Raw genomic sequence first — 12,725 nt, 5'->3', positions numbered from 1 at the left:
CCCACCCAGCCTCAGTGCGTCCCGTCGCCGGCGATTGGCAGGCCGGGACATGCGGCGACGTAGTCGATCTGGGGTGAGACCCATCGCTTCCACTGCTCGCGGCTCATATTTTGCGTCAACTTTGCACATAGCGTCTCCGGCGAACCCGTTGGCACCGGCCAAATCCGCAGACTATGGTCGACGCTCGCTGACACCAACTTCGTGCCGTCAGGACTGAAGTCCAAGGCGGTTACCGGCTCCGTGTGACCCGCGAGCGGTGCGCCGATAAGGGTATGGCGTCCGACATCCCACAACCGGATGGTGCCGTCGCCGCTCCCGGTAGCCATGAGTTTCCCGTCGCGGCTGAACGCGGTGGCCAGTACGGCGTAATCAAACCGGATCGGGTCGCCGACCGGTTTGAAGTTCAGAGTCTCCCAGAGCCGGACGGTGTTCGGAGTGTTGTCCACCGCTCCCTGAGATCCGGCGACGAGCAGGTGCCCGTCGGGGCTAAAGGAGACCTGAATGATCATGCCGTTGCCCTTCAACGGTTCACGCAATTCCTTGCCTGTCTGCACAACCCATAGCTGAATCGCCGAATCGGTACTGCTGGTAGCGAGGATGTGGCCATCGGGACTCAGATCGAACCCCATGACGGGCTTACGCGGCCATATCGGCATTCCGACCGTGGCCATGGTGTTCGCATCGCGCACCTCGATGGCGCCGGGCTCGGCTTGAACGACGATACGGCCGGTCTTCTCGTACCACGCGGCCGAAGGCAGCATAGGGTCATTCAGCACGTGCATTGGGTCTCCGATGGGTTTGGCGGTGCGGGCGTCCCACAACCGCACGGCCGAGTCATCACGGGAGAGCAACCGATCGTCGCCGAATGGGATCAGCCACTTCACCGGACCGGTGACACGTAGCGGCTGACCGATCGGGTGCCCGGTCGTCGCGTCCCAATACCGGGCGGTCCCGTCTTGGCTGCCTGAGCGGATGCGCTGGCCATCATCGGAGAATTCGGCACTGATCACCATGTCGGTGTGCCCGAGCAGGGGCTGCCCGCTGCTGGCGTCCCAGACTCGCACTGTCTGGTCGTCGCTTCCGGAGACGATCCGCCGACCATCTGGGCTGAAGGCCACACTCTCGATAGCGGAGTGGTGACCGGAGAGGGCACCAAGTGCGCTGCCGGTAGCGCTGTCCCACAGGTGGATAGCGTTGTCGGCACCGCCGGTGGCGATGCGGGTGCCGTCGGGGCTGAAGGCAACTGCCGCCACAGCGCTGTTGTGGTGCAGCGGCTGGCCGATCGGCTGGCCGGTGGTGGGGTCCCAAAGTCGGACTGTCTTATCGAAGCTGCCCGTAGCGATACGGGTGCCGTCGGGGCTGAACGCCACACTCATGATCCAGCCATCGTGGCCGAGTAGCGGCTGCCCGACGGGCTGGCCGGTGGCGGTGTCCCAGAGTCGGACCGTCTTGTCCGTGCCGCCCGAGGCGATGCGGTGCCCGTCGGGGCTGAACACCACCCGCGTCACACCGCCATCGTGGCCGAGTAGCGGCTGGCCGACCGGCTGTGCGGTCGCGGTGTCCCACAACTGGATCGTCCCATCCCCGCTGGCTGAGGCGATGCGGCTGCCGTCGGGGCTGAATGCCACGCTCAACAGGCCCTTGTCTGGGCCGCGCAGCGGCTGCCCAATGGGTTGTCCTGTGCCGACACTCCATAGCCGGATGGTGGAGTCGGCGCCGCAGGTGGCGATGCGGGTGCCGTCGGGGCTGAACGCCACCGCAGTGACCACGCCTTCGTGGCCGCGCAAGGGCGCACCGGTCGGCTGGCCGGAGGGGGCGTCGAATAGCCGGACTGCCGCATCGGAGCCGGCGGCTGCGATCCGCGTGCCATCGGGGCTGAACGCCACACTCATCACTTGGGCCTGCGTGTCGATGACCTTGGTCAGCTCGCGCTCTTGGTTGAGTGCGGCAAGCAGGTAGTCGTCGCCGGGCACCGACGATCGGATGGCGCGCGCGGCCAGCAGCATCTGCATGGCGGCCACATCGTCGCCGCCGCCCGGTGAGAGCCCGGACAACTGCAGCTGCGAACGGGCATACAGCTTCGCGGCAGCTGCGTCCCGCACATCGGCTGTGGCGTGGGCACGCTCGGTTTCGTATGCCCACCCGAAACCTACCGCCGCCGCGACGGCGCCGACCACCACGAGGACCATTGCGATGCGCAACACCCGCGCCCGAGTGAGCCCTACCCGCGCCGCCGGAGGGTCGGCCTCGACTGCCCGGGTTTCGGTTTCACGGCTTTCGATCTCCATAGCCCGATTGTGACCGCGAACAACGCCGTCGGAGCGAGTAAGGAAATACTCGAATTGACCCGCCTTCCGCGAGGTGCTTCGAGCAGGCGGCCAGCGCACAGCGCGGGCTCGCCGGGCGGGTATCTGGTCATGCACCGTGAGCGCGGACTCGACACTAAGTGCGAACACACCGGTGCGTGCCTCGGTTTCGCGATTTTGATCCGCGCGATGAGCACGAGTAGTCCAATACGCGGGTCTTCGGCACCGAACGGGCGCAGCATGGAGACAGATCCGGGGAACTCGGGGGAAGGCGGCACATGGACACAGGCGTTGCACGACAGGCGGACCGGACAATTGCGAGCACGGGATCGGTGACGCGATGAACCCCGACGCCGTGGCCGAGGTGATCTCCCGTTTGCGCGCCATCGACACGGAGCATCAGCCCAGTGACGGTGCCCGCGTGTTCAATTCCGTCTACCTCAAAGTGACCGAGATGATGCTCGATCGGCTCACCACAGGCGGTGTATTTCACGACGCCTCGTTCGTCATCGACCTCGACGTGCGCTTCGCCGGCTACTGGTTCGACGCCTACGATGCTCCTGGCGACAAGCCGCGCGCCTGGGCGCCGCTGTTCGACGCTCGCGCCCGCACGGACCTGGCGCCGATCCAGTTCGCCCTCGCCGGCATCAACGCCCATATCGAACACGATCTGCCGCTGGCCGTGGTCGATACCTGCGCCGCACGCGGATGTACACCGACAACCCAAGGCGTGCAGCAGGATTACGACAAGATCAACGAGCTGCTGGCCTCCATCGAGGCCGGCATCCGGCGCTCCTTTCTGACCCGGGTCGAACAATGCGTCGACGATCATCTGGAGTCAGTTGCACACCTGATCAGCTCCTGGGACATCGCGAAGGCCCGCGACTTCGCGTGGATCAACGTGGCCACGCTGTGGGAGTTGCGGCGCATGACGCCGATCTTCGACTCCTATGCCGAGACATTGGCCCGCACAGTGGGAATGGGTTCTCGACTGCTGCTGACACCGCTTCTCTGAAAGGGCTCAGCGCGTCTAGGCGGCGCGCTTCGCCGTCGCGGCCCGCTTCGCGGTCCTTCGTGGCCCCCGCAATCTTCACCGTGCCTTAACGTTGGTCTTACCGCCCGCAGCCCGCACGGCCGGCTTGGCGGCCTGCCCGTTGGTTCCCGAAACCTGTTGCGCGGCACGCAGACTGTCCAACTCGGCGCGCAGTGTGGTGGCGTAGTCACCGACTTCGGCGACGTAGTCGATGAGCGACATACCGCCCAATTGCGACCACCCGCTGCCGCCGCGACCGCGCAACTGATCCCAGATCACTTCGAGGAGTTGGCGGTCCGTGCGGCTGTCGCCTCAGGGCGCCGCGGCATCCTGGTGCTCTGTGGCGGCTGCGCGGTCCCGGGACGGGAGGCTGTCCAGGACCGTTTGGGCTTGCCGGTCGATGAGCCGGGTGAACGTCTGCTGGGAGGCACCGAACAGCAGCGCGTATGCGAGGATCTGCGCGGTGGCCGACGCGGCGACGGCGGGCCCGAGAACCCCCGCGCGGATGAGTAGCAGACCGCCAACGGCCGTCAGCGCTCCGGTGGGTAGCTTCACCGCCAGCGAGGCCATGGGAACCGCGTAAGGCGTTGAGGTGCCGCGCATCTTGCGGATTGCCACCGACCCAATGAGCGCGGCACTGAACAGTCCGATGAGTTCGACTAGTTGGATGTCCAAGCCGCTGGGAGTCGCTGTGCCGCTCGGGCAGGTGGGTAGCGGCTTAGGAGCTGCCGCGGATGACGCCGAGACGTCGCGCGGGGCACAGAGATTGATCGCGGTCGGCTGTGACGAACCCAGGACGGCCAGCCCGACCGCTAACAGGGTGAGCACCATGGTGGCTGCCAGCAGGATGTTACGGAAGCTGCGGGCCCGCATGTGCTCGCTAGCTGTGGCGGCGTGAACTGCTGACGCGACCTCCGCGATGGCTCCCCGTGCGGCGACGTCCACCGCTTGCCCGTCGGCGAACGCCGACAACCGCTGAAGGCGAGGATCGTTGGGCGGCAACACTTGTCGAGCACCGGCGATGAGGCCGGGCAATTTCGCCGCCACCGAGCCCGGCGGCCCCAACCGAATGAGCGTGACTTCGACGGCGTGCGCGTTGACCCAAGCTCGTTCGACGTCTGCCCCAGTCCAGGCGGACCACGGGGTTGGTGTTCTCTCGATCGCTGCTGCGGCGACGGCCAGGCGGCGCTGGGCGCAGGCGATCTCGCGCACCTCACACGGGGGCGGCGATCCGTTGGCCAGGCAGTCGACCGCGACGGACAGGTCGACGACGCGACTGTAGAGGTGTTCACGCCACGAGGCCGAGAACCGGCCAAGGCCGGGGTCGAGCGCAACCGTCGCGGGCGCGGCGTCGCTCGGGCCTGCCGGCGGAGCGACCGGCTGCGGGGCGAGCCCGGAACCGTTGCCCGTGAGCGGCGTTGGGGACGGCTCGCCGTGTGATCGGCCCGGCGGCGTGATGTCACCGCGTTCTGTACTGGTCACCGTCGGCCCTCCCCTGCCGTCGTGAGCCGACCCCGATGTGTCTGTGTGGGCCACCTCTTCTTCGCATTCTGCGCCAGTGCACGCCGACCTTCGCGCGTACCGCGGTACCCGATATCGAGTCGAGACGGAATCGACTCCTGCGGCGACGGCGTGACAGCACTACTGGCACGGGATCGTGATGCCGTAGTCACCCTCTCGCGGTGGGTGCATGGCGGTGTATCTCTTGGCTTCTTGACGCGCCGGGTCACACCACGGCTTGGTCTGCTCGGAGAGGTAGTTGAACCACAGCTGCGGGTCGCTCTCGGCGGGCAGTGCGTTGAGCAGGGCGTCGATGGCGCGGCTGTTGGGGTGCCCGAAGTACTTGCCGTTGCTGGAAATCGCGAATGCCGCGCAATTGACCGCCTCGATCATCTCGTCGGTCATGTTGCGGATGCTGCCGTGGTGGGGCAGCTTGAACACCGCCAGGTCGATCGGTGTGCCGCCGGGATACCGTTCGAGCGCGCCGACCAGCACGTGGGGAAAGGCATCGCCGGAGAGCAGGATCCGGTGACCGCCGTGTTCGAAGATCACGGCGATACTGCTGCCGTTGGCCACCGATGAGTCGCTGCCCGGCGGGTCGTCGGCCTCGCCGAGGACGTCCGGAGGCACCGGGTCGCCGAGGGTGTCGACCGGCTGTAATCGCTTCTGCCCCTTCAGCTTTTTCAGAGCGGTCGCGGTGTCACCGGTGCTGAAGCCCTCCTTTTCGACGATGTCGACCCAGTGCCCCGCCAGTGTGCGCAGCTCTTTGGCGGTCGGCGACACCACGGTCAGGGTGGCACCGCCGGCGAGGGTCGCGACCGGGAGGTCACCGGTGGCCCGAACGTAGACCACTTTGCCGTCGAACGCGTCGTTCCATCGCTGGCCGGAGTCGGTCAGCAGCGCCTGCAGGTATTCGCCCTGGCGTTCGTCGAGCAGGTCACCCTGGTCCAGCGCGGCGTTGATCTGCGTGGTGCCGTTGAACCAGACGTCGCCGAAGCTGACGCCCAGGTGTGGCTCCTGTAGCAGCCGCAACACGCCTTCGATGTGGTCGGCGTCGACGTGGGTCACGATGAGCAGTTCGAAGTGCCGGTCGCCTTCGTCGAGTTGCTCCACCCTGTCGCGCAGATGTTTGTAGCTGTAGTACGGGCCGCCGTCTATCAGGATGCGGCGCACCGGATCGCCGTACTCGATCCACAGGCAGTCGCCGTGACCGGCCGGCAGCATTTCGATCGTCAGCAACCTACGCTCCTTAGGTGGTGAGGCGGTAGTCGGCGTCGCCGAACGCGTTGAGGGCCATCGCCATCACCGATCCCTTGGCCAGACCGGATGCGCGCGCCTGGCGCAGCATCTCGCCCAGCGGTAGGCGCCCCGCGGCGGCCGCCACGGCGGCGATGAGATCGGCGGTCACCGGGCCAGCCTGCCGGCCGAGAACCGTCGAGGTAGTGCCGATAACCACGGAGGCGTTGCGCTGGCGGAATTCACGAGCAAACGTCGCCTGTTCGGCGCCTTCTGAGGCGGTGAGGCAGCCGAACAAGAACACCGCCGGGCCGGGGATGTTCGGCGGGGCATCGACAAATTCGGGGAAGACTCGGGTGACGTACAGGTCGCTGCTCTCGCCGATCTGCATGCTCCATTCACCCCGGTCATCGTTGAACCTGGCGTGGCCCAACACGATCAGTAGGTCTGGCTGATGGTCGTTGATGAGTTGCTGCCATGTTTTCCAGTCCGGGACCGGCCCGTCGAAGGGGATCGCCGCGTCCGTCAGAGCCTGTCGGATACGGGCTGAGGGCGCGGTGTAGCTGACCTCCGCGCCGCGAGGCGGCTTGTCGGCCCGGTTGCTCAGCGCCACGACCGCTCGTTTGATCGGCAGGGGTGTCTTGGTCGCGACGTCGCCGCGGCGCAGCCGGGCCTGAGCGTGACTCTCGTCCGTGCTGACGGCGTTATGCCGTTCGATGACTTTACTCAACCCCCAAAAACCGAGCGGGCACAGAATATTGCGGTTATCGGCGCCCTCGCCATGACAACGTGGGCATTTACCGTCGCCGATGCCGGCGGTCCAGTCGGTGCACAGCTCGAAGTCGGGTGGCGGGCTGTCCAATTCGTAGACGAACTCGTATGGAAGCTCAGGGGCGGCGTCGTGTAGGCGCAGCGCCTGAAGGAACCTCTCCTTTTTGACCGCCTCCCGCTGAGTCTCGTTGGGGAACAGCGCCTTGAGAAGCAGACTGCCTTGCACGGCGGCGTACTCGAGCAGCGCACGGGCGCGCGGATCGTTGAGGTCGTCCGCCTCGTCGAGGTCGACGGCCATATCGCCCAGCTTCGCGGCGATCCGGTTACTGGCGGCCCGCATCTCGTCGTCGCGAGGCTCGATCAGGTAGTCGCCGGAGCCGCAGTAGACCGCCGGTTTGCTGTCCAGTTCGAGGACCGCACCGCCTTCGGCGCGCGCGTCGAGTGCGGCCATCGGGTGGAATTCGCCGTCGATGGTGAGGCTGGGTCGGATGCCATCTGCTAATGCGACGTCGGATTCGATGACGGGTCCGCACAGGACCGCGCTCTGGATCGCGCGGGCGTGGTGCAGCACGGTGATGCGGCCCCGCCAGATGTCGGCAGCGGGGTCGACGGGTATCGGGAACTGCACATCCGCGCTGGGTCCTGTGGTGGGCAGTCGCAGTGCGCGGCGCTCGATTTCGCCGGTCTCGGGCTTGAGCATCACCTCAAGCTCCCATCCTTCGGGGTCGGGCTCACCGAGTTGCGTCTCGTCGAAGGCCACGTCGGCCACCAGCCGCGTGGGTCCAAGAGGGCCGATTCCGACGAGAAGCACCATCGGTGCGGTGCGCAGGAATCCGTGCTCGACACGCTGCGCCGCGCCGCCGTCGGATCCGGCCCGGTGCAGTGCCGCCTGCAGGAACCGGCAGACGCCGGCAGGGCCGGTGCGGCGCCGATCGAGTTCGTCGACCGCCTGCTGCGCGGCGCGGGCGAGGTTCGCCGCCGGATCCGCGTGCCCAGCCCGGACGCCTCGTTCCTCTACCCGACTGGGCTGTTCAAATCCACGCGGTCGTCCCCCGTCGGGACCACGTCGGTTCCCACTGCGCGGCAAGGGCGGTGCGGTTTCCAGTTCCCGGCGGATGTCGCCGAGCGCAGCAGAGAACGCCCATCGGGGTGCAACCGCCATCTCGGCGGGGTCGGCCACGACCGTGTGCGGGCCGCACTCCCCCAAGGCATCAGCGACTGTGGCCCCACTGACGAGTTGCTGGATCAGCTGCGGAAGGCGATCGGCACTGAATCGCGCGATCACGTAGCCGACGGCACCGAGGCTGCGTGCGGCGGCGAACGCGGTCGCGGAATCGACCCCGGCGTCGGACAATCCAAGTGTCAGCACAAGATTGGCGGACATGCTCACCGATCCAACCAGCGACTCGAGGTCTGCGATCGTCTGCGCGATCACGATGTCGCAGTCCAGGCCGTCCACGCCGAGCCGGACAAGGCGGACATCGTCGATGCTTGAAGCCTCGGAGATGGCCGCGGCCACGGCGTCGGTTCCGGCGGCTACGCGACCCGGCGGAAGTCCCAGTCGCAGGGGGATCCGCCAGTCCGGATCGCCGTCGAACGTGGGCCTGTCTGAGCTACCCTCGGCCACCACCGCTCTCATCGGGTGATCGCCTCGTTGTCGGTGGCAGGCCTGGTGTGAAGGAGACGCGCTGCTGCACTGGTCATTCCGATGGCACCGGATTCTGTTCGGGCAGCAGGCCGGTGAACGCATCGAGCTCGTCGAGGGTGTGGCTGAGCAGGTCATCGTCGACCACAACGCGCTGAAATCCCTGCAGTTGCGGTGCCGTCGCCGTCGCGATTGGCGTCGGGTCGGGCAGACCCTCGGTGAGAAGCGCAGCCAACGACCGGCGCTCCTCGATTTCGTTGGCGCTCGACGGCGATGGGATCACCACGACTGTGCGGTCTGCCCTAGCACAGGCTTTGATGGTGTCGAGTTCGCTCAGGACGCCCGGCGCCAGCGTCGCGCATTCGACGACGATGAGGTGGGCGGCAGAGATGATCAACGCCACCGCCCGGCCCCAATCCGAGTCTGCCAGTTGCAGCTTGGGCAGCGACGACGTGGGTTCGCCCGGGCCGGCGGCCGGATTGGACACGGTGATCGCCGCTATCCGCTGCGGCAAGGTGGCCGCCAGGTATCGCTCAACTGCTGAGACCGTACCCAGCCGAGTCAGCCCGCTTTGGAAGCTGCCCGCCCTCACGTGCCCGGCGTCGGCGGTGTAGGTCGGCAATCCGGCCACAGTGGCGTTGCGCAGCAATTCGGCTTTGGTTGGTGTGAATCGCGGCGACATCCCGGCGGCGCTGATCTGCTGTGCCTCGATCTCGAAGCTGCGCAGGAACAGTGCGAACGGTCGGCGGTCGGTCGCGAAGGCCTGGAGTATGCCAAATGCGCGACCGTGGGTGGACGCGTCTTCGTGCAATGTGTCTAACGCTTCGAAGATTTCGCGATCGGCCCGCGACGCGCGTGACCATGCGGCCGCTGCACGCGTGCGAGTGACCCACCACCAGCCGAAGAGGCAACCTGCAGCACCGAGCGCGAGGCCGGTAACGATCCAACTCAGCGTCGTCGACCCGGCCGCTAGAACGAGAATTACAAGGACGACAACACCGAAAGCCAACGGCGGCAACACCAGCCGGCGCCAATACCGACCGGCGTACAGCCGGTACGCGTTTCTGCTGGAGATCTCTTGATGAGTCGGCGGCCGATGGGGTTCGCGGACGATGTCGAAAACCGTTGACGGCGTGTCGAATCGGTATTGCGCTGCGGCGAAGCCGGCCTCGAAATCTGGATATCGACGTTCGAAGGGCATAATCGCCTGGGCCAGCAGGGCCCGGCAGCCGTCTTGTGAGCTTAACTTCGTGCGGAGCCGTTTGCGTCGCCATCGTTGCACTGGACTAGTTGCATCGCCGATCGACACGAGGTCGGCGCCGTGCGGAGAGGGCACGCCGCGGCGTTCGCGCATCGCCAGGCAAGCCAGGATCGCCTCGGGCGCTGCGCCCAGGTCGGTCAGCGCACGTTCGATGATCATCAGCGCCTGGGTGCGGCCTTCCTCATTACCATCGCGGTCGAACAAGTCCATCGACGCTCGTGCCGCCAGCAGCGCCGGCCCAGTCTGGGCACGCCACAGTAGGTAGCCCGCCAGGCCTCTCCAGATGTCGGCTGCTGTGTAGTCCTCGGCCTGTCCGGACATCGCCAGCGCGGCGCGCAACTTGTCTTCGGTACCGGGCCGCCACGCCATAGCGTCCTCGATGGCCTCCCCGAGAAGGCGGCGGCCCTCCGAAACACGGTCTGCTTCTGCGGCTTCGTGGGTGTCGTCGATGTAGGCCAGCGGGACGACGTCACGGGTCTGTTCGAGCGTGATCTCTTCCGTTTCGAACCTCTCGACGAATCGGGGAATGGCTGACCTGAATCGGTCGACCAGATCGTCAAGGACCGCCCTCACGAAGGCGTCGTCCTCGAAGGCGTCCAGCAGGGCGGGAGAGGGCGGTGCGCCGGCGTCGGTGTACAGCTGGACGATGTCGGCGACCGGAGCCACAGTGATGAAGCTGTCGGCGAGTGCGCCGCGATTCTCCAGCAGCTTCGAGATCGCGAGGTATCCGCGTATCTCGCCCAACATGTCCAGGACGACGAACTGTTCACGCAGTGACCTGTCGGCGTCACCCTGTTCTCCCGTTGGGTCGGCGTCGATGCGTTCCTGATGAAACAGGAACGACGCGACAGCAAGGCCGCGACGGCGGCAATATCCACCCAGCGCCAGGTAGATGCTGCCGCGCAGTTCGGAGTCGTCTCCTGGTGCCGCGACGAGCGCCTCGCGGAACGTGCCCTCGGCGGCCTCGTCGTCGAGGAGTGCGTCCATGCGAGCGATCTGAAGGAGCAGAAAGGGTTTCGCCGACCGCGGAAACTCAGTGCGCGACGAAGCTTCGAGTGTCTGCAACGCCGCGCGGTAATGTTCGCGTGCCGCCTCACGGTCACCGGTCTGCTCGAACAGTTGGCCCACCATGGCGCAGGCCCTGAATTGCCCGAGCACGTCTGAGGTGTCGCCGCGCATGCGCGCGGCGCGGTAACCGGCCAGCACCTGGCGATAGGTGTTGATCGCGCCGTCGAGGTCACCGCCTTGCGCGGCTGTGTCGGCGCATGCCGCGAGTCGCTTCACGTCCCCGAGCTCATCCGGCATGGCGCTGCCTCCCCCTCACCCGTGCCCAATTCGGCGCACAAGCTGTCCCTTGGTGCAAATTATGATCGGCTGCTCTGAGCTTTGTCGGCGAATTGCACGGCCAGCTGCGGATTCGAGCGCGCTTCGTGTCAGCGAAGAATTGCCCTTACGTCGATGAGATATGTCGGCCAGACAGGTGGAAACTCGGGCAAAAACCGTCAAAAGCGGATACCAATGTGTTTGCCGCTAATAAGATTTCAGCCGCGAGGCTGGCGGATTTCTCAAGGGGGGCACATGCCGGGCGCCAAGAATGTCGTCGTCGCTTGCCAGTGCGGCTTCTCGTGGCCTACGTTTCGCCCGCCAGGACCATCAGCGCTTTGCGCGGGTATGTTTAGGAACCGGCGATGCGCAAAGCACTGATCGTCGGCATCGACTACTACGAGGACATCGGGCCGCTGAGTGGGTGCGTTCACGACGCCAACGCGGTGAGGTCTGTGCTGGCCCGCCACGCCGACGGCACCACGAACTTCACCACACCAGAAGTTCTCCTAGCCGCCGATGCCGACTCAGCGGTGACCAAGCAGCAGCTGAAGGAGTCGGTACGGGAATTGTTCAGCGACGACGCGGACATCGCGCTGCTGTACTTCGCCGGGCACGGCTATCTCGAGGACACCGGCGGCTTCCTGTGTGCGAGCAACTGCGCGACCGGCGATGACGGGCTGTCGCTGGACGAGGTGATGACGCTGGCGAACAACTCGCCGGCCAAGAACAAGGTGATTGTCCTCGACAGCTGCCACAGCGGCATCGCCGGCAACAGCCCGGTTCACGAGAAGTACGCCGAAGTCGTCGAGGGAACGACGATTCTGAGCGCCTCGGGAGCCAACCAGTACGCGCTGGAAGTGCCCGAAGGCGGCGCCGGCGTCTTCACCAGCCTCTTCGTCCACGCACTGCAAGGCGCCGCAGCCAATCTCGTCGGCGACGTCACGCCCGGAAGCGTTTACGCGCATATCGACCAGTCCCTCGGGCCCTGGTCCCAACGGCCTGTCTTCAAGACGAACGTCAAACGTTTCGTCTCGCTCCGGCGAGCAGAACCACCGATTCGGCTGGAGAATTTGCAAGCGCTGACCGAGTACTTCCCCACCCCGGACTATCAATTTCCGCTGGATCCCGCGTACGAGCCCGAACGTTCACCTGAGCAGGCGGCCGACAGCTCGATCCCCCCGCCGGACGCGGCCAAGACAAAGATCTTCGCCGTATTGCAGCAGCAGGCCCGCGTGAATCTCGTGCGGCCGGTGGACGCGCCGCACATGTGGCACGCCGCGTGGTACCGGAAGAAATGCGAGTTAACCGTTCTGGGCCAACATTATTGGAACCTTGTTCAGAAGGAACTGCTCTAGCGTGGCCGCCACCCCGGAGGGTCTCGCGCGGGCGCTGTGGCGGGAGTCGCTGATCGATTCTCTCGCCGCGATCGAACATGACCGATGGTCACATTGGCAGGAGTACCTGCATGCGCAGTGTCGTCCGAATGACGATGGCTCGCTGACGATTCCGGCAGATTTGGTGGCACGGTGGACAAAACAGATGTCGACTCCGTACGCCAGGCTGTCACCCGCGGAAAAGGAAAGCGACCGAGAGCAAGTGCGTCGCTATATTCCGGTGATCGAGTCTGCTCTGACAGAGACGTAGCCC

9 protein-coding genes are annotated in these 12,725 nt (G+C 66.0%); 3 read left to right on the top strand and 6 right to left on the bottom strand.

Annotated features, from left to right (window positions below; genetic code table 11):
- Positions 1 to 11: 11 nt before the first annotated feature.
- Entirely contained in the window at positions 12 to 2,288 is a 2,277-nt protein-coding gene (locus MYCSM_RS31785; RefSeq protein ID WP_015297622.1) for a WD40 repeat domain-containing protein, read from the bottom strand.
- 358 nt (positions 2,289 to 2,646) lie between these two features.
- Here MYCSM_RS31785 and MYCSM_RS31780 point away from each other — a divergent pair, with 358 nt between their 5' ends.
- Positions 2,647 to 3,321 (top strand): DUF5995 family protein, encoded by a 675-nt coding sequence (locus MYCSM_RS31780; RefSeq protein WP_015297621.1) that lies wholly within the window; start codon positions 2,647 to 2,649, stop codon positions 3,319 to 3,321.
- A 75-nt stretch (positions 3,322 to 3,396) separates the two neighbouring features.
- Here MYCSM_RS31780 and MYCSM_RS31775 read toward each other — a convergent pair whose 3' ends face one another.
- The 5 genes from MYCSM_RS31775 to MYCSM_RS31755 form a co-directional block, all read right to left on the bottom strand.
- The gene (locus tag MYCSM_RS31775; protein ID WP_041315725.1) at positions 3,397 to 3,618 is read right to left on the bottom strand and encodes a hypothetical protein; all 222 of its coding nucleotides are present in this window, start codon (positions 3,616 to 3,618) and stop codon (positions 3,397 to 3,399) included.
- A gap of 33 nt (positions 3,619 to 3,651) precedes the next feature.
- Positions 3,652 to 4,821: a hypothetical protein gene (locus tag MYCSM_RS35485; protein WP_015297620.1), complete on the bottom strand. Its 1,170-nt coding sequence runs from the start codon at positions 4,819 to 4,821 to the stop codon at positions 3,652 to 3,654.
- A 159-nt stretch (positions 4,822 to 4,980) separates the two neighbouring features.
- A complete protein-coding gene (locus MYCSM_RS31765) occupies positions 4,981 to 6,078 on the bottom strand; it encodes a ComEC/Rec2 family competence protein (protein ID WP_157681559.1) in 1,098 nt (365 codons plus the stop codon).
- 10 nt (positions 6,079 to 6,088) lie between these two features.
- Positions 6,089 to 8,485, bottom strand: a complete 2,397-nt coding sequence (locus MYCSM_RS31760) for a hypothetical protein (protein ID WP_015297618.1) — start codon at positions 8,483 to 8,485, stop codon at positions 6,089 to 6,091.
- 61 nt (positions 8,486 to 8,546) lie between these two features.
- Complete coding sequence (locus tag MYCSM_RS31755) at positions 8,547 to 11,057, bottom strand: hypothetical protein (RefSeq protein WP_015297617.1); 2,511 nt, start codon at positions 11,055 to 11,057, stop codon at positions 8,547 to 8,549.
- A 383-nt stretch (positions 11,058 to 11,440) separates the two neighbouring features.
- Between MYCSM_RS31755 and MYCSM_RS31750 the strand changes: the two genes are divergently transcribed.
- The gene (locus MYCSM_RS31750; RefSeq protein ID WP_015297616.1) at positions 11,441 to 12,433 is read left to right on the top strand and encodes a caspase family protein; all 993 of its coding nucleotides are present in this window, start codon (positions 11,441 to 11,443) and stop codon (positions 12,431 to 12,433) included.
- 1 nt (position 12,434) lies between these two features.
- Positions 12,435 to 12,722, top strand: a complete 288-nt coding sequence (locus tag MYCSM_RS31745) for a hypothetical protein (RefSeq protein WP_015297615.1) — start codon at positions 12,435 to 12,437, stop codon at positions 12,720 to 12,722.
- The last annotated feature ends 3 nt before the right edge of the window (positions 12,723 to 12,725 follow it).

Source organism: Mycobacterium sp. JS623 (assembly GCF_000328565.1).
Lineage (GTDB): Bacteria > Actinomycetota > Actinomycetes > Mycobacteriales > Mycobacteriaceae > Mycobacterium.
Note: the sequence above shows the minus strand (reverse complement) of the source record. Positions and strands in the feature narration are given on the sequence as shown.